This is a genomic window from Acanthopleuribacter pedis (genome assembly GCF_017377855.1).
GTDB classification, from domain to species: domain Bacteria; phylum Acidobacteriota; class Holophagae; order Acanthopleuribacterales; family Acanthopleuribacteraceae; genus Acanthopleuribacter; species Acanthopleuribacter pedis.
The window spans coordinates 404,699-426,628 of sequence record NZ_JAFREP010000006.1 but is presented as its reverse complement, the minus strand read 5'-3'; the positions used below and the strand labels follow the sequence as shown (position 1 = coordinate 426,628).

Sequence of the window (21,930 nt, the reverse complement as noted above, 5' to 3'; positions counted from 1 at the left end):
GCCCCACCCCGTCGTAGTCCATCCCGTCGCCGTCGTGATGGTATGGGTTTCCCTCACTGTAACTCGCTGAAAAGCTTGGCAGTTGAAGGGTATCGCCACCGACGTTTACGCTTAACCCGGATCGGGAAATCAAGTTCCCGCGTGGATCGTAGCGGTAATCAACGGTCGCCGAACCCATGCTGAGCTTCGCGAGTTGACCCAGCTCGGTGTAGTCGTAGAAAAACAAGCGCGAGCTGAACAGGTTGTCGCGCCGAATCAAATGGTCCACGAACCCGAAGGCGTTGTACTGGATGGTGGCTTCGGTAAAAAGAGCCTCGCCGGTCGAGAGGATGTCAAACAGGCGGTGGAGCCGGGGGCGACCGAGACTGTCAACCGCTTGGATCGCGAAGAAGGGTACGTTGGGATATTGGGCGAAGGATCGTGTGTTTTGCTCGAAGGTGGCCAGGTAGGCGTCGGTGGTGGTGAAGATCCGGCCGTCAAATCCATGGCGTTGGTCCAACTCGGGCGCCGCCATGGCGCGCAAGGTTTCGTTACAGCCCTTTGATTGGCAACGATCCAAATCATAGGCGGCGCTCAAGTTGTTGCCGTTGTAGGGATGAAACCGCGCCAGGTCGATGACTTGGGCGAAGTCCGGTCCTTGCGGGTGGGCCGGTCCAAAACCGTAAAACACCTCGAACGGTGAGGCATCGAATTCATAGCTGTAGCCGGTGAAGCCACCGTTGGCGTGTTTGATTGCCGACACGCGGCCAAGCGCCTCGTAATCCAGGGAAACCCGATATCGCCGTGAGCCACCCAGGTCGCGGTAAGGCACGCTGCTGAAATCGGTGTGTTCGATTTGGGGGATGAACACCTGGTATGTCTGTACCCGGTTGGCGCTGTCGAACGCGTCGTAGGTGATGGTCACCGGGTATTGGTGGTTGTTGAATTGCGTGGCCTCAATCAACCGACCCAGCGGGTCATAGGTGAACGAAGAGAGCGGCTGTAAAACACCGGGCGCTTCCAGCGTGGAACCCAACTTCTCAACCAAACGTCCGGCATCGTCGTAACGAAATACCCGCCGCATCTTTTTGTCATTGATCCCGCCGTGGTATTGCTCCTCAAGCAGGCCGTCCGCATCGTAGTCGTAATGAATCGGATGTTCGATTTCGGGATGGCTTTCAGCGACCAGGTCACCCAAGAGATTGGTGACGGTGACACGTTCCAAGGATGGGTCGTCATAAGGCCGCGTGGTGATTTCCACACCCTTGGCGTGCGGCGCATAGTCGAAAACCACCGGTTGTCCGTTGGTTTCGGCACGCACCAGGCGTGTGGCAAGATCCGTTTCACTGGTCCTGGTCACCGTGGAAACCCGCGTCGTTGGGAGTTGGGGTTCAATCGGCAGGCTGCTGTAATCTCGGGTTTGGGCCTCGGTGGTTTCGGTAACGACCGTGGCCCCGTCTGCTTTTGTTTCGTATTGGAAATCGGTCTTGAGCAACAACAGGCCGTCGCGAATGTCGTGGTGCTCGGCGTGGGTTGGTCGTCCATACACGTCAAGGTGGTAGGTCCAACGGCCGTTCTCCGCTTCCAGGGTTTCTTTGGTACCGAGTGGTGAATAGCCATGGGTTCGGGTGTAGATGTGGCTTGGCGAAGTCTGGCGCGTTTCCAGATGAACGCGGCCCCAATCATCCAGGGTCACCGTCTCAACCGGAACCCGTTCCGCGATGGTTCGCGTCGCAATCGGGAAAGGCTGATCCTCGGCCAGGCGGAGCCCTTGGCCCAATTCGTAAAAGGTCGCCACCGTGGTCGGGGTAACCCCTGGCGGCGAGAACTCGGTAATCAACGGCGCGGTCGCGGGTACCTGAACGCTGATCAAGCGAAGGTCGGCGTCGTAACCGTAGACGGTGGTGACGCCGTTGATGGTTTCGTTGGCGACGGTCCCGTCATAATCGACGGTGCGCGACATCGACTCGCCCTCGGGCAAGCTAATGCTTGAAGCCTGGCCATATTGGTAGCTGTTGTAAGTCGTCAGCCCGCTTTGTCCGAGGCGTTTGGCGGTGAGCAAACGCCCTCGATTGCTCCCTTTTTGGATGTAAATGTAGCGCTCGGTGCGATAGGTGGTGGCGTCCTGCCAATGCTCAACCTTGGTGGGGAATGGAAAATAAACGTCCTCGTAGCGGTAGGTTGTTCGATCAAGCAAGGTTTCCCGGCCAACCTCAACCAGCGTTTGTTGGTCGCGCGTGAGTAGCGCCAAGGCATATTGGTGGAGGGTGGTGTTGTGATCCCAGCCGAAATTGGCAACAAAGCGGTGGTCATAATCGAATTCACGGATCAAAGACAGGTTGCTGCCACGGGCCTGCCGGGTGATCTTGACCGGCTGGAGAAATGCCTCGCGGAAGTCGCCGGGTTGCCAGTTGCCGTCTTCGAACCAGGAATAGTCGTAATGGGTGTCGATCCATTGCCCGTCGATCTGCTGTGCGTATTGACGAACGGCGCTGACCGAGACGCTGTCGCCCCCGGCATGCGCGGCGATGCTCAGTTCCGGCGTGTAACGCCAGGATTCGTTGAGGGTCGTGTCACGGTAGGTGGTTTGCTTGGCGCGCGGACGGCCAACCAGGTACCCATCCGTGAAAACGCGGTAGTTGGTCTCAAAAAGTGGGGTGTTGATGTAGGTGGTGGTGCGCTGGAAGGCATGGGCGCCGTTCGTTTGGGTAACGGTCACGTCCAGTGCGCCTTGACCGGTTGCGCTTTGCCGTTCTTCCTCTACCGACCACTGGCGGTAATCGAAAGCGTAACGGCCGCCGCCGTGGCTGACCTCACTGACTCGGGTGAAAAACCGGTAGCGGGGCTCTAGCGTTACGCAATCATCGACGCGGCGGTTCGTGCAATCACGCGCATCCGGTTGGAGGTACTCAAAACGTTGGGTGTCGTATTGGTAGTGAACCGTGCCACCGGTTGGCAGAGTCAAGGCCGTCAGCAGCGGCTTGGGCTCACCGACGTCTTCCATGGTGAAAACCGTTTCGTAGCCCTCGGGCGTGATCACCTTGTGAAGCGTGGTGTGGGAAGTACCGCCCGCGAACACCTGGCGGTAGGCGAATCGTTTGAGCAGCTTGGTATTTTGTCCGGCTTCCAACGTGATGCGCTCAAGAAGAGCGCCCTGGTAATGGAACACCAAACTTCGGCCGTTTTCGTCCGTGACCCTCTCAATGCGGGGAAAGTCGGGGAGCGTACCGTCAGGATCGGTTCCGCCAACGTAATCAATGCGCAGCAACCGACCGCTTGGCGACCAGATCTGTGTGGGGTAAAAGGTCACACTGCTTGCATTGGCTGGATTGGTGACAAAACGTGTTGCCCGGTATTCTGTTTTTTGGCCGTTCGGGTCCGAAAGCACATAGGGGAAATGGGAAAACCCCTGCAAGCTCGTGCCATCCGAACGCCGACCGCGGCTGATCCGGCGGAGTTGGTCATCGATGAAATGGACGTCGGCTTGGTTGGGCACGCAGCCACCTGCCGTGCAGTGATCCGAGGCGCCACCGTCTTGCGGGTCCGCTTGGAAAACCGCGTCGCGGCCGAAGGTGGTGACGTTGCCGGCGGTGTCCACAAATCGCACCCGCTCCCAATCGCTCGAACCAGGGGCTCCGTAGATCGCGTTGCGCGCGATGATGAAGCCGAAATGAAGGTTCCAACCCTCGCCGAGCACGGAACCGGTGTCGGGTTCGTTCATCGGACACAGCCGAAACCCGCTTTCGTCGTTGCAGTGCTTCTGTTGGTAAGCCTTGTAAATCGGGCGAATGCTAAGCTCGGGAACACCAATCGGATCGAGGCTCACCTGAAGTTTTCCCGTGAACTCGTTGACGCTGGAATAGGGCGCGGCAATGTTGAGGCCCAGGTGATCCGCGTCGGAGGATAGAGGAATCACGCCGTCGACGGTGCCGGTGACGGCGGGATTTAGATTTTGGGTCTCACCTTGAAAGGCCAGGGTTGATTGAAGGGGGCAAACAAAAAGCAAAAGGGCTAACAGAAAACGGACGCGCGTGCATACAAAGGCACAGCGACGTTCAAAAATGAGATCGCGGGTCATAAAGACTCCTAGCAGGGATAGGAATATTCAAGTTTTGAAAAAATAGAAGGATGACACATGGCCAGGTTGCCCAAGTGACGTACAGGGGTATCTGGATCAAAACCCGCCGGTGTGTCCAAGGCTAGCGTTAGGAGGAACCGAAAAAAGAGCGAGGACTTCCAGCGGGCTGGGCTCGAATCGAGAACGTGCCTGACCGGGAAAAAGGACAAGGGCTTTTGGGGTGATTTCATTAGGAGATCGTTCTTTCCTTTGGCCGGCTCCAAATATTAAACACAAACAGAAAAAAAATAGGCTACGAAATTCACAGAAAGATCGTCGAAAGATATTTGCACACACATAAAAATATCTTTAGAACCCAATCTTAGCCAAGCTTTTCACTCGCTGCAGTTGGATTATTTTCTTCGCCTCTTTCGCGTACTAGCCGAACCATCTGCTTGGCGGCATCGCTGGTTTTTAGAGTCTCGTCGTTCAAAATACCACGAATGATCTCATCATTAAGCGAGTCGTAAGCGCCTCACGAGCAAAGCAGAATCCGATCACCTGACGCCAGGGTAATGGGCCCGACCATTGGCTCATGAAACGTATCCCCGCCCAGGAACTTGGTCAGCACAAGCTGTTGGATTGCATGGGTATTGGAGAGGGCTGTACCCTGCAAAGCGCATTTTGACACCAAAAGCGTTGATCACCGCTGGCATAATTTTTTGATTTCAGTGTTTCTTCGTGCCGAGCGTGATCTCACGATCCACGCATGTTGTGGTTTTCCTGAGGAGTCACCCAGATGTCACCAGCTTCTATTTTGGATAATTTCGATGGCGACATGGGTTTTCCTGTCCTGTAGCTACACTCGGAAGTCGTTATTTCTTCCTAACCGGCTTGTTTGTCTGGTAGATGTTTGCGAGCAACGGAAAGATGAATGAGCCCTCGGTGGTGGCCCACGCGAATCCCTCAGGATTTCCCCATCCTGAAGAATTCCGGCTTTTAACCCTATTCGGATCAGACGAATCTTCAATCATTCGTGGGCAAGCATTCCGCGCGGCGTTTTATGACTCGGCAAAGTTAAGCCGGGTGAAGCCGCTATTAAAAGATGGGGTTCGTCTCGTGCCTACCTGAAAATACGCGGTCCCGGCCCGGTGGGACCGGGCCGGCGGTAGAGTTACGAGGCGTTTTTCTCGGCGTTTTGTTCCATGCGGAACTCGAGTACGCGCACTTCCGAATTTAGCGAAATCGGGAGGCGCCAGGTGAGCTGGACTTCCATGTTGGGGACGTCGATGGCAATGGTGTCGAGTACCATCGCTCCGGGCAACATGCCGCCGTCCACGTAACGCACCAGGTTGATCATCTGGTACGGGGGTAATCCGAACGATAGGCGCCCCTCGGGGCTTAGGTTGGTGAGGGTGACCCAGGCGTCGGCCGGCACTTTGCCCGGGAACATCAAGCTGGGGTGGGCGCGGTTACAGGCGGCGTAAGGCGCGTCGTCGCTGTGCAAACCCCAATCCTCGTAGGTGGCACACAAGCCGGCCGGGAGGTAATCCCCGCCAAGCTCGGTGACGGGGTAACCTGGCATTTCGATTTGCGGGGCTTTGACCTTGTCGCCGTCACTGGGATGCGCCGGCGCAACAAAGCCGGTGCCCAGCGGGTTTTTGCCAAACACCTTCTCTTCCCCGTCGACCTCGCCGCGGCCCCCGTAGGCCTGCTCGTAACGCAGCGGCACGGTGGGCACAGGTTTGGGGTCTTCCAACATCCATCGGCTCTCGGCACCGGAATAAACCCAGTTGCGGCGGCCCAAGATTTTGTAGGCGGCGGTATGAATGCCCACCTGCACCTCGGCCAACCATTGGGCCTGGGGTTTGCCGCCGGGCGCGTGGGCCAACGCGTTGACAAAGACGTCGGTGCGCGGTTTGGCGGGAACGAAATCGGAAGGGCGCAAGATCGAAGAGGCGCCGGGTTCACCAAAATAGGTGTCCTTGGGCAGAACCGGCTTTTGTTCCTGCACCGGTTTGAGCACCTTGCCGTCTTCAATCTTGAAGGTGCCCTTGGCGACGGCCACCAGCAAAGGTCGCTTGCGGTTATCGCGGCAACGGTAGGAAGCATTGGGAAAAGGAAGGTAGTTGCGGGTTTCCATGATGATGTTCCTTGTCTCAACCGGGTGATCCGGCCGGTGGTTGGCGAGGGTCGCCCCGCCCTGTTGGTCAATAGGCGGGTGAGATCCGTTTCAGCGAGCCGTTTTTGGGATCAATGGCGAAATGCCAATCATACCATCCGTCGACCTTTTCATCGGCACCGCATACCACGGCGGCCGCGGCATCGGGATGGTTGGCTAAGTAGCTGATTGAAAAACCCTCGGGCGCCTTGACCTGAAACATCAGGCGCCCGTCGCGGGGATCAAAACAATCAACGTGGTGGGTATCGCGTTTGACCCCGTTCATCACCCCGACAAAACCGCCGGTTTCAAAATACAGGGCTGATCCATTCAAGGCATTGGCGCTTTCGGCCTCTACCCTTTTTCCTTGAAAACGCCAGCGCACTTTGCCGGCCGTTTCATCTACGTCAAGTTCTTCGATCATGTGCCTAGCTTCCTTACACTCACAACTTTCAAATAGTTCATGCGGTCTTTCGGCGCCACGGTCATTTCCAGCTGGTTCCCGCCGCCCGGCAAATAACGGCCGGTCGCCTCGTCGATTTGCGGACCGACCGGGCCTGTTTTGGCCGGGAGATCTTTCACGACCTCGTAGGTTACGACGCGGTCGACATCCGGCTTCCACGCTTGCTTTACGGCGAGATCGTCGCGCACAAAATCCATATCCTTAATGTAGTCCGGTGTACCGAAACCGCCGGGTCGATCAACCGGTTGCCCCGGTCCAACCGCCATTTCGAACTTGGTACCCGGCTTAAGTGTCTCCGTCTTAGGGGTGTAGCCGATGGGCCAGGGCGACTGACCGGAAACCAGATCTTGGTAGGCCTTGGATGCCTCGGAGGAATCCTTAAATTGGCCCTTGTGGGCTTTTTGGAATTCGTTCCAAGAGTTTTGTTTGCCTTTTTTACAGGACAAACCGGAGGGATCGGTCCAGCCAATCGGGTTGGGCGCGTATTGGTAGAGGTTGGTGCCGCCCGCGAACCCGATGGGGTCCTGGTGGATGAAACGGCCGACAACGGGGTCGTAATAACGGTTGTTGTTGTAGTGCAACCCGCTTTCTTCGTCGTGGTACTGACCCGCAAAACGCAGCGGGTTATGCACCTCTTCGGCGAGGTATTCGGCCACCTCGCCATAGGCACGGTAGCGCGCCGACCACACGATTTTGCCGCGTTCATCGGTCATTTCTTGCGGGGTACCCAGGTGGTCGTTGTGGTAGTAGTAGGCCTTGTCGTTTTGCAACATGGCAACCGGGGTCAGGCCGTCCACATCGTAGACAAAGGTTTTCCAGCCGTCCTCGGTGTGTTCGGCGGCAAGGGCGTGGTTGTCCCAGAAAAACGCGGTGCGTTTGCCGCCTTTGATTTTGGCGACGCGACGGTTAAAGGCGTCGTATTGGTATTCGGTGGTTAACCCGTCCCGTTCTACCCGAATGAGCTGGTTATCGGGACCGTAGGTCAGGTTGGTTTCCTCGGCGCCGGTCGGGCCTTGGTTGATGCGGGTCAGGTTGCCCGCGTCGTCGTATTGGAACTTGCGGTCGCGGAACACGCCGAGGCGGTCGCCGGCCACGGTGGTTTGAGCTTCGCCGGCGTCGGGATCGAGGATGTTGCCGGCCGGGTCAAAGGCAAAGGTTTCCTTGAGAAAACCGTCCACGGAACGCAAACGTTCGTTTTGATCGTAGCGATAGCGGGTGGTGCCTTTGGTCAGGTCGTCAATTTGGGCGAGCAAGCCCTGTTGGTCGTATTGGAAGTCGCGCTGAATCAGCGTTTCACGACGGTTGTTCACCGCCTGAATTTGTTGCAGGCGGCCGGCGGGATCGTAGTCGTGGTGGACCTGGACACCGTTGCCGAGGTGACGCACCCGCTCGCGGCCGGCCCCGTCATATTCGCCGCGGCTCAGCAAACGCTCGCCGTGGTGAATGTCCAGCAAACGACCCATGGGATCGTGGCTGAAGGAAAGGTTCGTTCCGCCGGGCAAAGACAGCGCGGTGCGGTTGCCGTTTTGGTCAAAGGCCCGCTGGATCACCTGGTTGTCCTGCCATTCTTCCAACAACTGACCGAGCGGCCCGTAGAAGAACCGCAGGTTGCGGGCGGGGTTGTCGGCGCGGGTCATGCGGCCGGCGGCATCGTAGGCAAATTCGCTGGTTTGCGCCAGGCCGGATTGCAGATCGCGGGCGGTTTTCTTGATCAAGGCGCCCAGCGCGTTGCGTTCGAAGTGGATCACGCGATGCGCGCCGTCGCGGTGTTCGATCAGCTTGCCGGCGGCGTCGTAACGGTAGTTTTGCTCGCGGCCGTCGAAACCGATTTCTTTGATCAGGCGTTCGTTGCCGTCGTAGAAAAATTGCGCGCGTTCGCCGTTTTCGTTGATTAAGGCGGTCAGGTTGCGTTCGGTATCCCATTCGTAGCGCAGTTCGCTGCCGTCGGGATTGACGCGGCGGGTGACCTCGTCCAAGCCGTCTTCATAGAAGTACTGGGTGGTGTTGCCCTGGTCGTCGATGTACTTGCTAACCATGTGGTTGGCATGCCACTCAAGCCGCAGCGTGGTCTCATCCGGGCGGATAATACGCGTGACGCGCCCCAGCTTGTCGTATTCGTAGCGGGTCACCTTGTCGCCTTCGATCACGGCGGTCATGTGATCGTACGCGTCGTATTGGTAACGAATTTCAATGCCGTCAACGCCGGTTTCAGAAACCAAGGCGCCGTTGGCGTTCCACACCATTTCGTGGACGCGGCCGTCGGGCCGGGTAATCTTCACCGGACGGCCCATGCTGTTGTAGGCATACCGCGTGGTGTTGCCGAGCGGATCAATATTGGCGATGAGGCGCTGTCCCGCATCGTACTCGCGACGCCAGACATAACCCAATTCATCGGTGTAGCGGACGGGTTTTCCGTGTTCGTTGTACTCGGTATGGTTGACGGCACCGGTGGGCGCGGTCCGTTTGGTGACCAGGCCCAAATCGTTGACCTTGCTCTCGTGAACAGCCCCGGTCGGATCATGCAACTTCACCATATGGCCGGCGCTGTTGCGCTCGAAACGGGAGACGTTGCCCTCACCGTCGGTTTCCGACAGCAGGTGACCCATTTCGTTGTACTGGTACAGGGTGGTGAACCCGCGGCTGTCGGTGATTTCGCTGCGATGCTGCTCGGGGAACCACTTGAAACGGACGTCGTAATTGCCGCCGTCGCCCCAGTTGTGCAGGCAGCGCGCGCCGGTGTCGTAGCGGTCCCATTCGAAGTAATAATTGAATCCGGTGCGCAGGGTACGCTGAATCAACACGTGGTTGCGGTATTGGTATTTTTCGCCGTGGCCGCTCGCATCGCGGTTGGCGATCAGGTTGCGATCCGCGTCGTATTCAAAGGCCAAAACGCGGTGATCGGCTGCCTCGGCGCCTTTGAGCAACAGATCCACGCCGCTGAACAGGCCGCGGTCGTTGGTTTCAAAACGCAGGCGGTTGCCGCTCTGGGAGACCACCTGGAACAGCCGGCCGTTGCGGTATTCAAAATCGACCTTTTGGCCGGTGCGGTTGCGGTACTGCGCCAAGCGCCAACGGCCGCCTTCCCCGCTAAAGACACGGGTAAAACCGTCGCGGTCGGCCAGTTCAAAACGATCCGTCTCAGGACGACTCAGGAACAAACCCTCGAGCACCTGGCCGACGGTTTCGCCGACAGCCGGGGTCGGGAAGGCCACGGAACGGGCCTCGTCGGTGCGGTAAATAAGCTCGCCACCTTCGCTGTGCAGGCTTTCGCAGCCGCTGAAGGTCCAGCCGCGACCCAAACCGACATCCTCGGTATGGCCGCTGCGGTAGGTACGCTCGAACACATAGGGCAAGGGGCCCGGCAACAGGTACTCGGTGAATTGCAGCAGTTCCTCACCGGTCACCATGCTGATCGGGCAGCCGCCGGTACAGGTTTCTTTGATCTTGCCGCTGGGCAAGCCGTTGTCAATTTTGCTCGCGGCCTTGGAAACCTTGTTAACCACACCCTCGCCGGCTTTCACCATCGCTTTGCCGACGCCGGTTTTTTTGGCGAATTTGGCAGCCGTGGCACCGGCACCCGCAAACGGAATCATCGCGGCGGCGGACAGGGCCGCGTCGGTATAGTTGCCCTCGGCGAGGTAAATCAGCGCGTTCAGGCCGTCGGCAACTTCACCCAAACCGGGTACCAAGCCGACAATGTCCAAGGTGGTATGGATCACATCGGAAAGTGAAATATTGGAAACAGCATTGGCGAGGCCGCTCCACCAACTGGATTCTTCTTCTGTCTCCGGGGCCGCGGGCGGATTGGTATCGCCGCTAATCGAACCGTCGGGACCAATGCTGGGACCGCTTGCCGGGGCGGGCGCGGGCGCCGGCGCATTGTCACTCGCCGCGGAACCACCGCCGCCGGAGCCACCAGATCCGCCGGATCCGCCGGATCCACCACCGGCACCACCACCGCCGCCGGCACCACCGCCACTGCCCTCTTCGTTGAGAACATCCTGGGGAATGAAAATGCGGTTGTTGAGTACGTTTTGCGCGGCGGCCCAGAATTCGGCACCGGTGAGAATGCCGGTACGCGGAATCGGATAATTGTATTCGGGCGGAATCTCAATACCGGATGCACGCACCAACTCAACCAGTTGCCACCATTCGTAACTGCCCTGGAACAGTTGCGGTGCATGACGGCCGGTGTAGGTGTAATAAAAGTCGCCGGAGACAATCAGGCCGTCAAAATATTTTTCCATGGTGTGGCTGTGAACCCAGGAGCGCAGCACTTCTTCGTTTTGGCGCAACTCGGTGCGCAGGCTTTCCGCGTATTGCAAGACGTAGCCGGGACTTTCGGCCAGTAAAATTTCCAGGCGGTAGCGTTCGAGCATTCTTTGCTTGCCGAGGTACTCGAACAAAAATTCTTCGCCGTCAATGTTGGGCACCGACACCTCGGCGGTGGTGACACTTTGCCGCGCGTGCTCCATCCACTTCTGAGCCTGCCCGACACGCGCCGCGTCATAACTAAAGGTGGGATAAAGGTCGGGCACTTTAAACGCGTAAAAGTTCTTGTCGTGCCGGAAGAAACGGCCTTTGAGCAAGGTGTCGGGACCACTACCTGGAAATGTCATAGGTACCTCTTTGTAATAGCGATAAGGAGCAGCGTGATTTCACCGGACCGGCACCATAGACAGCCGGAGGAAAAATCGTGCAACGCAACCCGCCCAAAGGTCACCTACTCAGTGCAGGGGTTTATACCGTCGGTCGCCTTGCGATTGCCGTGGTGTACCGCCGTCGGCGAATCCACCCATGTCCCGCGGAACAGCGCTTGTATAAGGATATCGGTTTTTCCAACCGCCTAGCTAAAGGCATACGTCCAAAAAACCGCCGTGTTTCTTCAGGACCGCGTGTTTTCGGGGTTACGTGATAGGCGTTACCGCGAGTCCACGCCGCAAACCCACCTCATAATGTGTGGCTCTGCACTGTCTAATATAGTGACTCCAGGCGGCGATGTGAAGTAATAAGGGTTACAAAAAAAAAATGCGCCCCGGGAAGGGGCGCGGGGGACAGATTACGTGGATGGTCTTAAGGCACGGCACCGTGACCCAATTGGTCCAGGCCGCGCCCCCGCTTGCAGGCACCCAGGTAACCCTAAACCCGCATTGCTCACAAGGGCTTCCGCGACAGGGCAAAAACCCCTGTGAGGAATGCGGGCGAAGTAAAGAATTCAGAGGAGAACCAGCGCGTTTGCCGCGTACCGTCGTAGCTGTTGGTACAGGGGGCGTCACTGCGTTCTGTGAGACAAAAGATAACGCACTCTCATTACCAGCACAAGTCTTTTTTTGATAATCTGATATCACCAAGCATGGTTTTGCGACCTTCCCCACCCTTTCTCAACGAAACACGGGTTCCTCAAATGGCCAAAACCCGCTTTGTTTCCTGATTTTGGGTCCGTGGCTCCCCATGGGTCGGCCCTTCGTTTTTTGACCTGGCCGTCCCGCATCGTTGCTTTTTTGGACCGCTTGGACAAACGAAAAGCCTTTCAAATAAATGGCCGTCACATCTTTGTCCAGGATCCCGCCACCCCAACTTTTCTTTCATGTTCCACCCCAAGTTTACCGACAAGACAAGAAACCAAACCTGACAATTTACCCACGACCTTCAGCCGGGAACCTTCCGTCTCGCGGTCCCGCAAACTGCTTGTTGTCCACGCCCAATCCCGAAGCCCCCGTTGAGGGGGACCTCGGCCCAGGAGGAAACAGTGAACCCTCTGCTCAAATGTTTGATGGTGATGTTCTTGTTGAATCAGCTTGCTTTCGCCCAAACCACGTGGGGCGACGCCGCCTACCTCAATACCAACGCCGAGGTAGACGCCGGGGGCGACAGCGAACCCAACCTCGCCGTGGATAGCCAGGGCCGGTGGATGGCGGTATGGAGCAGCACCGACAGCCGCGACGATACGGTGGGTACCGACTTTGATATCTTCGGTGCCGTCTCAACCGACAACGGCCTTACCTGGTCGCCTTCGTTTGTGATCAACAGCGCGGAAATGGATTCAGGACTCGATTTTGAGCCGTGCGTCGCAACCGACGGCAACGGCCGCTGGGTGGTTGTGTGGCGATCCAACGACCCCCAGGGTAATTTCGGCTCAGACTACGACATCTTTTACAGCATCTCCGACGACCACGGCGCCGGCTGGACCACCCCTGCCGCGGTATCCATCACCGCCTCTTCCGATACCGGCGACGAATTTTTCCCATCCATCGCCTCGGACGGTGGCAACGGTTGGATGTGTACCTGGCAATCCAACGATCCCAATGGCAACACCGGCACCGACAACGACATCTTTGTGGCCACCTCAGCGGACAACGCCGCGACCTGGACCACAGCGCTGCTGCTCAACAGTGACGGCGAAAGCGATAGCGGCCAGGACAACAACCCTGAGGTGAAAACCGACGGACGGGGTGTTTGGATCATCGTCTGGGCAAGCCAAAACATGATCCTCGCCCGTTCCGGTGGTTTGGATCGGGATATTGTGTTCTCCCGCAGCCAGGACTTTGGTACCACCTGGAGCGACCCCGCGCCTATTAACGACTACGCGTTTACCGACAGCGCCAATGACACCAACCCCGATCTTGCCACCGACGGCGCGGGCAACTGGCTGGCAGTATGGAGTACGGACCACGACCTCGGCACCAACGGCACGGACAACGATGTGATGTTCAGCCGTTCGATTGACTCGGGGGTTACTTGGACCTCGGCCCGCGCCATTGAAGGCACCACCGACGCGGTCAACGACGCGGTGCCGCGCATTCACTATGGCGCGGGTTCGTGGGTCACGGTTTGGGCGGGCAACAACGATCCCGGCGATTCCGGGACAGACACGGACATCTATTCCTCGGCGAGCACCGACATGGGTCTGGCCTGGTCAACCCGTACCCTGGTCAACGACTACGCCCTCACCGACAGCGCCAACAACTTCGACAATAGACCCCACCTGAACTACGGCGACGGCCGTTGGCTCTCTGTCTGGAGCGGCAGCATCACGAACGAGGACGGCGACATTGTGTTCGCGCTGTCGCCACCCGCGGGATGCACCATCCCCGATTCCTTCGCGCCCACGGTGGCGACTTGGCCAAGCTCGGTTTCGATTTTGAATTTGGTCCAAATCATTAATGAAGCGTGCGGGCTTGCTTCCGCCCTCGCCAAACAGGACGAATGAACCCAGCTACTAGAACCAAACAGGAGCCGCTGATTAAACGCCTGCCGGGCACCACACCCAAAGAATGGTTCCACGCCGTCAAGCAACCCGCGGCGGGTTAGCCCGTATGCTCACCAAAAGTTCTGCTCCGGCGCTGAAACAGCTTCGATTACTTAGGTTACTTGGTCGCACGATTGCAAACCAACGGTGGGACAGCCTCGTCGTAGCACTGCTACGCCGAGGGGTCGGCCCCGCCAAGGGTCGGCCCCGCCAAGGGTCGGCCCCGCTACGTTTGCCCGACCAGGTAACCTGTGTACTCACAGCGATTTCAAAGTCTCGCGATGAATTCTGGTGAGAAATGCGGGCTAGCTTGCGGCGAAGCGCTTCATCCAGAGAGCGACCTCTTCCGGCGTCAGAACCGATTCAACAATCACATTTGGGCGCAAGGCGTCGTGGTAAGGCGCAAAAAAATGGCCGTCCCAGGTACGTGCCATGAGGGGCGCGTCCAGTAAAAGCACCGCGTGATCTTCATAGCGGGCAATCCCATCGGGACGCACCTCACCCGGTACAAAAGCCAAGCCGTCCAAACCCCCGTCCGCGCGCGCCGCGTACCATGGCAAATAACCCCAAACCGCACGATCCATCAGGGCGGCGGGATCGCGGGCAACGCTTAAACCCCGCGCACAAGCAACCAAGGCCGCGTTCGGTTGCGGCCCGGCAACAATCCCTTCCTCAACCAAGGTCCCTTGCAGCAAGGTGAACAATTGAAACGCATTGCGAACCATGTCCAGCCGAACCCAGGCTCCCCGACCCTGGCCGCCATGGAGCACCAACAAACGCATATCATCCACCGCGGCGAGGGTTTCGTGGATGTAAAAGGCGTGGTAATCGGCGCGTTCCATTTCGGCCACCGCCGCGATCAAACCGGTGCGTCGCCGCGCCGCGATGCGCGCCGCCTTGCTTCGCGTCACCATCGCCATCGCGGCGGGCACCATGCAGGAAACGCCCAGCAAGGTTTTGGCGGCTTCCCAATCAACCCGCGCCAATACCTGAAGCTTGTGGTCGGTCATCGCGGAACTGTGTTGGATAAAACAATGCTGGTCAAGGATGCCCAACGCACGTCGCCAGGCCGGCAGCATTTCGGTCAAACGGTCCAACACGCCTTCCACAGCCAAATCGGGATCGCCGCCCCGTTCGACCACCGCACCCATCAACATCGCATGATGGGCGGCGATATACACGTCGGGAACGCTGAGGCCCCGCTGCATCCGCCGCAGCACCGCGTCGTAATGGTCGCGCGAGGAAAGCCCGTCAAGGCAGTTTCGCACATCCATGGGAACCGCGTTCCCAAAGGAGAACAGTTCCGCCAAACCCGGTAACAGGTCTTGGTTGGCGTCGATATAGGTGTCCAGGGCGGATAAATCCAAAGATTGAGCCATGGGAGCTACCTCATAAAATTCAGTCGGTTACCTCAAAAAAATCCCGTCAGGTGAAGCGAGCAGGCCGCCTAAAGTTCCCCGGCATAAATATGGATCTGTTTCCAAAGTTGTTCATGGCGCACGGTCATGGGCACCATCGCCACCAAGTTTTGGTGGCGGTCGAAAAACAACAACTGGGGATGGGGGCTCAAGGCAAGCTTTTTTCCTAAATTGGCATGGGGATCGTGCAGCACCTCGCCGGGAATTCCGTATTCCAGAAGCTGCTCGCGAAACTGGCGCCAATCGTTTTTTTCATTGAGAATCGACACAATGGCGATGTCCTCGTAGATCACCGAGAAACCTTGCAATTCCATCAATTTGGACAAACAAACGCCGCAGCCGCTGTAATCGCTGTAGAAAACCACGTAGCCGCGGTAACCCTTCTCAAGGCGAGCGGTGTTACCCAAGGTATCGGTAAAAGCCAGGCGCGACAAATCGAAACGATCACGACCGGAAAAATAGGCGCGAATGTCGCGTTCAAAGGCATAACCCACCACCACCGTGGTACATATCAAAAGCCAAACCAAAGTGCGTTTGAGTTGCATGCGACCTTCAGGACCCTCGCTTATTTCGTTGCAAACGGCGTAACCGCAACAGAATGGACGTGCTGTAAATGCACTACCTAGCATACGCGTTTCGGGTAAAGAACGGAAGGCTAACCCGCGACCTGGAGCGGTGTTTCCCGGTGTATGTTCGCGGGTAACCGCACCAGCAGGGTCACCCCGCGACCCGGCCCCTCACTTTCCACCTCAATGCCACCGCCGATTTCCTTGGCCAAATTGGCGCTGTTGTGGAGTTCGCCCGATTGGTTCTGGTCAAACAAGCTCTGCTGACGTTGCGCTGAAAGACCCCCGCCGCTGCAACGAAGCCGAACCACAACGTGCCCCGTGCCTTGCTCCGATTCAACGTAACAAGGGTGCACTTGCGCGCCGTTCTCCACCGACAGGAAGGCGAGGTAACGCATCAGCCCGGCGATCATCAACATGAACTTAATTTTCGGGACATAAAGGATGGGTACCGAGCCCTGACGCAGGGTAAAGTCGATCGGAAGACCGGCGATCTCCACGGCTTGCGCACAGGCCTGAAGCAAGGGGTTGATTTCAACCGGTTCGGGGTTTTCCGTCACACCGGACAACGCGTGCTGATCGCGCAGCACATCCAAAGATTGGTTGAGGTATTGCCGCAAACGCCGCAGTTCCTCCAACATGGCGGCGTCGCGGTGTTCAATGCGAATAAGCAGTTTGCTCAAGGTCTCCGTCAGTTGCGCGCCTTCCTCACCGCTGCCGAGCATGCCCTTAAAACGCGCCAAAAGGCGTTCGGCCAAGGACGGCCAATTGGATTGGGCCAACTTGTGTTCGATCACCTCACTGGAGATGTTAATGCTGTTCAGGCTATTGCCCATATTGTGCAGCACCGAACTCGCGTTCTCGGCCATGCCGACCAAATGCGCGGTTGCCACCCGCTCCCGCTGCTTGTCGACCAACTCGTTTAAGGTTTTCACGCGGCCGACGGCCACCACCGCGTGTTCGCGGAAACGGTGCAGGCGGGTGAACTCGGTTTTGGCAACCTCGCTGGGATTGGTTTGGGTTTGCAACAACATGACCCCTTCCAAACGGCCCTCAAAGACCAAGGCGATCATCAGGAACCAGCCCGCCACCACCCCACTCGAGTCGGTCAGCGGTAGGAAATAGGTCGCGTCATCCAACTGGTATTGATCGGCGAGAAACTGCTTGCGAACGGCGGCTTCGCTGTAATCACGGGCTTTAAGATAGGCCGTGCAGGCGTTTTCCACGGTGACGCGGAACTTTTGATCGCGGGTATCCCGCAGCAAAAAGGTGCCGCAGGAAACACTTTGGAACAACGCCATCGCCTGCTCTAACAGGGTCGGTAACAACCCCTCGGCACTCATCTCACGGTTGATGGTTTGCACAATGCGGTTGAGGGTTTCCAGTTCGTGGGTGTAGGCCTGGAGTGCCTGGGTGCGTTCGAGCACCTTTTGTTCCAGGTTGCGGTTGATATCCAACAGCTCCAGGTGGGGTTTAACCCGGGAGAGCAGCGAATCCCGCGAAAAAGGTTTGCTGAGGTAATCGTTGGCACCCAACTGAAACGCGGTGACGATGTCGGCATTTTGGTTTTTGGCGGTCAGGAAAATGATGGGCAATTCCTGGAGTGAATGGGTCTCGCGAATGCGTTTACACACCTCGAAGCCGGACATACGCGGCATCATCACATCCAGCAGCACCAAGTCGAAGGAATCGGTTTTGAGCGCTTCCAAGGCTTCGATCCCGTTGGCGGCCAGGACCACCTCGTAGCGGTGCACCTGAAGGAAGTTGGCCAAAATGCGGCGATTGGCGACTTCATCATCGACCGCCAAAATGCGAATCGCACGCCCATCGGGCAAACCCACCGCGTATTCACGGGGCGGGCCCGCCGCGCTTGCGACGGCCGGAAAGGAACCCGGAACCACCGCGGCAATGGGGTTTTTGACCTCAAGCGTGGATTCAGCCACCCGTCCGTCCACGCCGGTGCGGTACACGGTCAGGGTTTTTTCCCCGGAAATCGGCAGTTCAAAGGTGAACACCGCGCCGCGGCCGGGATAACCCTCGGCCCAAATGCGCCCCGCCATGCGTTCGATTAACTGACGCGAAATGGCCAGCCCCAGGCCGGTCCCACCATATTCACGGGTCGCCGATCCGTCTCCCTGCTGAAAAGATTCAAAGATTTTTTCCGCCATGCTGGGATCGAAACCGATCCCCTGGTCGTGAACCGCGATGCGCAGCAGGTTGTCATGGCGTTCTCCGACCAGGCGCACCTCGCCTTCTTCACTAAATTTAATCGCGTTGCCCACCAGGTTAAACAACACCTGTTGCAGGCGGCCCTCGTCGGCGTTGACGAAGGGCAACGATTCGGAAACATCGTTAATCAAGGTTACTTTTTTGTCGGCGGCCAAGGGCTGACACACAGCCAAAACGGCCTCAATCACCATGGCCGGGTCAACCGGTTGCAGGTTTAAAACCAGTTCGGCCTGCTTGAGTTTGGAGAAATCGAGAATATCGTTCACCAAATTATCCAGCCGCTTCCCGCTCAACACCATCAACTGAAGGTTGTCGGCCACCGCGGGCGATACTTCGCCTGCGTCTCCCGCCAACAAGGATTCAGCCAACCCCACCAAACCGTGGATCGGCGTGCGCAGTTCGTGGCTGGTATTGGCCAGAAATTCGTCTTTCAGCTCGTCAACCCGCATCAAGCGTTGGTTCATCGCCTCGGAGCGCTGCAGTTTGGCCTGTTGCCGCCGTAAATAAAAACCAACCGCCATCAACCCGGAAAAAAGGTAAAGGGCGTAGGCGTATGGGTTGGCCCACCACGGCGGTGTGACGGTAATCGCCAATTTACGGGTCTCGGGAACCCATTCGCCGTCGGCATTGGCAACCTTCATTTCCAGGGTGTAACGGCCGGGCGCCAATTTGGGAAAGGACACATCGCCCTTGTTGCCCAGGGGAACCCAGTCCGGCGTGAGACCGGGAACGCGGTAGGCGTATCGCAAGCCGCGCGGGCTGCGAAAATCAAGCGCGGCGAAATGGAACTGGATGGCGCGGTCGTCGTGGGCAAAGGTGACCTCTTGCAAATCGGCGGTTTCGCGGTCGAATTGCACCGGAAGGTTAAGCACTTCCACGTCGGAGAGCACAATCGGCGGATGAAAGGCCTGGGTTCGCAGGGCGCGGGGTTGCAAAAAGTTAAAGCCGTTGACCCCGCCGAAATACATGGTACCGTCGCGGGCCCTCAGGATGGCGCCCCGCCCAAATTCATTGGCTTGCAAATTGTGGGAGAGACCAAAGTTGCGAAACTGTTCGGTTTGAAGATTGAGACGACTCAAGCCGCGGTTGGTCGCGATCCACAGATCACCGTCACCGTCAAAGGCCAAGCCGAAGACCTTCTCATTCACCAATCCATGTTTGCGTGTATAGCGCTTAAACCGTTCCGTCTCAGGATCAAAGACATTCAGTCCGCCCCCGAGGGTGCCAATCCACAAGCGTCCGTCGGGACCTTCGATGATGGTGAGAATGGTGGCGTGGCTCAAGGCGTCGGGGTCGGCGCCGTCGGCGGGAAATTGCCGAAAACGGGACACGCCGTCGAATTCAAACAAACCATTGCCATAGGTGCCCAGGTACAAAGCCCGTTCCGTTTGGTGTGCCGCGAGGAGGAAGTTATGGGGCAAGGACTCGGGATTTTCGGGATCATGGACCCAAAAACGCCAGGAGCCGTCGCGGGGTTGGTAGGCGATGAGCCCGCCAAAGGAGGCCATGAAAATTTCACCATGGGGACCGTATTCTAAGTCCTGAATGCTGCGCTGCAGTTGGTTGTATGCGGCCCCTTCCGGGTCGGCCACATCCCGCCACCGCGGTTGTTTGGGATCGAACCACTTCAGCCCGGTGACCGTGCCGAGCCACATGCCGCCGTCGGCGGGCAGCATGTCCAGGATGTCGGGATGGACCGCATCCGGGTCGTTTGAGGCTTCTTGGGCGGGCACGACGGAACCGATGCCTGGATCATAAGTCAGCACCCCGGCCGACTCGGTGGCGACGTGCATCAAACCATCGTCGCCTTCGACAAAAGCAAACACGGCGTACTTATAATTGTTCACGCCCTCGAAATCCAAGCGCACGTGGCCGATGGTTTCGGAAGAGCGGTTGTACAGGTTAACGCCGCCACCGAAGGTTCCCAGCCAAACCATGTTGGATCGGTCCTCAAACACGGTGACGACGTGATCCTCGGAAAGGGTGCGCGGATCCTTGGCCTCGGCGCGTAGCTGGGTCAGCGTCTCGAATTGGGGATCGTAGAGCATGACCCCGCCTTTGGTGGGGATCCAAAGGATGCCGCGGCTGTCGCGGAGCATCCCTCCCCCCTCGCCGGGCCAAGAAGCTGACCCAAAATCCACCGGTTCGTAGTGTTCGGTTTCGGGATCAAACAAACCGATGCCGGCACTGCTCCTCAGCCAGAGTTTGCCCTGGCCGCTTGGCTGAATGGCGGTGAAAAATCGCGGCGGCAGGCGATTGGGATCGGTATCGTCGAATGCGTAGACTTTGAGAATACCCTGTTCAGGATGGTAACGCAGCAGGCCTTGGTTGGTCGCGATCCAGAGCGCATCGTCCCCGGGAAACCAAATCATCTCGGCGCTTTCCACGTCGCCTTCCGCCAAGGCCGAAAGGTCGATTTCATCGAAGCGGCCCGTCTCGGGGTTGTATTGCGCAAGGCCTCGATCATGGGAGACGAATAGGGTATTGCCGGGACCGGCCGAGACGCCGTTCAAATGTTGGCATTGGGGCGCCTCGGGAGCGCCGAGGGGAAACCGTTGAAACGTGCCTGTTTCAGGATCGAAACGACTGATGCCGGCGACATAATTAAGCGCCCAAATCACACCGTCTCCGCCAACCGCCAAGTGGGAAACGCTGTTGTCCAACAGCGTGGTTTCATCCTGAAAATCCCGGTAATAGGTTCGAAAACGCTGACCGTCGAAACGGCTTAACCCGTCGCGCGTGCCAAACCATAAAAAGCCGTGATGGTCCTGAACGATGGTAAAAACCCCGTTTTGAGAGAGGCCGTCGCGGGTAGTGAGGTGTTCGAACTTCACCCCTTCAAGGATCCTTTTCTGCTGCGCGGCCTGGCCGGAATCGGCAACAAGAAGGCCGCTCACCAGGAACAACCACGGCAACACGAAGCGGCGACCGGTTACGAGCGCAACAGCCCGGCGGAAAAGGAGCGGGACCAACACTTAGACGCCTTCTCGTCCGGCGGACCGTATGCACGCGAAGGAAGAACCCACCGGCAAACCATGCCGGTGAAGCGGCGTAAAAGCCGGATCATGATGTGTTTCAGCCACGTCCACCGTCCGAACCCAGATCGATTTTTCTCACGTGTGAACGCGCTAAGGAAGCAATTCCCCCGTATCCCAAAATACCAAACGCGGCGGGCAGACGCCGGATGCGGCGGGACAAGCGAACACGCACACGGTGGGCAAATTTTAACATTTCCCCGACGTGGAACGGCTTCAGTTCTCATAAAAATATTCATAAACGCGGTCGCCAACCGCAAATCGCCCGAATTCCCAACCCGGGCTGGGCAAACAAAAAACGGGACGACCCCCCAAGGCGTCGTCCCGTTTCTTCATCTCAAAGAGATGGGTTCAGGCACCTGGAAGGCACCCGCGGGTCGCGAGACCCCAGTTGAAAACGGCTTAGATGGTGATAACGACACCGTAGAGCGGCTGAGGGCAAGTGCCGGGAATGCATTTGCCGAAGTTGCCGGCTTTTACGGAAGTTTTTACTTTAACGCCGGTACCTTCGATCTCAGCAAGGAGGTCTTTGGCCTGAACAGCTTGCTTTTCAATGTTAACTTTTTTCATGATACGTTCTCCTATGAAGAAGTTAATTTCCGCCAATTTGCCGCGAAAATATGACATCCCACTAACAAACGGGGAAATTTCAAGCTCATTCTAGGTCGGTGTCCAGGCCCAGGTCAACCAAAATGACCTCATATTTTCAACTATTTAGGCGTTTTTCATCATTTCTCTATATATCCACCGCGGCGTTTTCCCGTTCTTCAGCC

At 57.7% G+C, this 21,930-nt stretch carries 9 protein-coding genes; 2 read left to right on the top strand and 7 right to left on the bottom strand.

Annotated features, from left to right (window positions below; translation table 11 throughout):
- The 4 genes from J3U88_RS09465 to J3U88_RS09450 form a co-directional block, all read right to left on the bottom strand.
- Window positions 1-4,057: RHS repeat domain-containing protein (locus tag J3U88_RS09465; RefSeq protein WP_207858318.1), on the bottom strand; the 4,057-nt coding region annotated here is incomplete at its 3' end.
- 1,153 nt (window positions 4,058-5,210) lie between these two features.
- Window positions 5,211-6,179, bottom strand: coding sequence for a DUF2169 family type VI secretion system accessory protein (locus J3U88_RS09460; protein ID WP_207856612.1), 969 nt, complete (start codon window positions 6,177-6,179; stop codon window positions 5,211-5,213).
- A 67-nt stretch (window positions 6,180-6,246) separates the two neighbouring features.
- Window positions 6,247-6,621, bottom strand: coding sequence for a hypothetical protein (locus J3U88_RS09455; RefSeq protein WP_207856611.1), 375 nt, complete (start codon window positions 6,619-6,621; stop codon window positions 6,247-6,249).
- Window positions 6,618-11,279, bottom strand: a complete 4,662-nt coding sequence (locus J3U88_RS09450; protein WP_207856610.1) for an RHS repeat-associated core domain-containing protein — start codon at window positions 11,277-11,279, stop codon at window positions 6,618-6,620. The genes J3U88_RS09455 and J3U88_RS09450 overlap by 4 nt, the downstream gene beginning before the upstream one ends.
- Before the next feature lie 1,130 nt (window positions 11,280-12,409).
- On the opposite strand from J3U88_RS09450, the gene J3U88_RS09445 reads away from it, so the two are divergent.
- Window positions 12,410-13,870, top strand: a complete 1,461-nt coding sequence (locus tag J3U88_RS09445; protein WP_207856609.1) for a sialidase family protein — start codon at window positions 12,410-12,412, stop codon at window positions 13,868-13,870.
- 344 nt (window positions 13,871-14,214) lie between these two features.
- On the opposite strand, the gene J3U88_RS09440 is transcribed toward J3U88_RS09445, so the two are convergent.
- From J3U88_RS09440 to J3U88_RS09430, 3 genes are all read right to left on the bottom strand, one after another.
- Window positions 14,215-15,288, bottom strand: a complete 1,074-nt coding sequence (locus J3U88_RS09440) for a hypothetical protein (RefSeq protein WP_207856608.1) — start codon at window positions 15,286-15,288, stop codon at window positions 14,215-14,217.
- Between the two features lie 68 nt (window positions 15,289-15,356).
- Window positions 15,357-15,872, bottom strand: coding sequence for a TlpA family protein disulfide reductase (locus J3U88_RS09435; protein WP_207856607.1), 516 nt, complete (start codon window positions 15,870-15,872; stop codon window positions 15,357-15,359).
- A gap of 110 nt (window positions 15,873-15,982) precedes the next feature.
- Window positions 15,983-20,956, bottom strand: a complete 4,974-nt coding sequence (locus tag J3U88_RS09430) for a response regulator (protein WP_207856606.1) — start codon at window positions 20,954-20,956, stop codon at window positions 15,983-15,985.
- Here J3U88_RS09430 and J3U88_RS09425 point away from each other — a divergent pair.
- Window positions 20,942-21,781, top strand: coding sequence for a hypothetical protein (locus J3U88_RS09425; protein ID WP_207856605.1), 840 nt, complete (start codon window positions 20,942-20,944; stop codon window positions 21,779-21,781). The two genes, J3U88_RS09430 and J3U88_RS09425, sit on opposite strands and share 15 nt — an antisense overlap.
- Window positions 21,782-21,930: the final 149 nt, after the last annotated feature.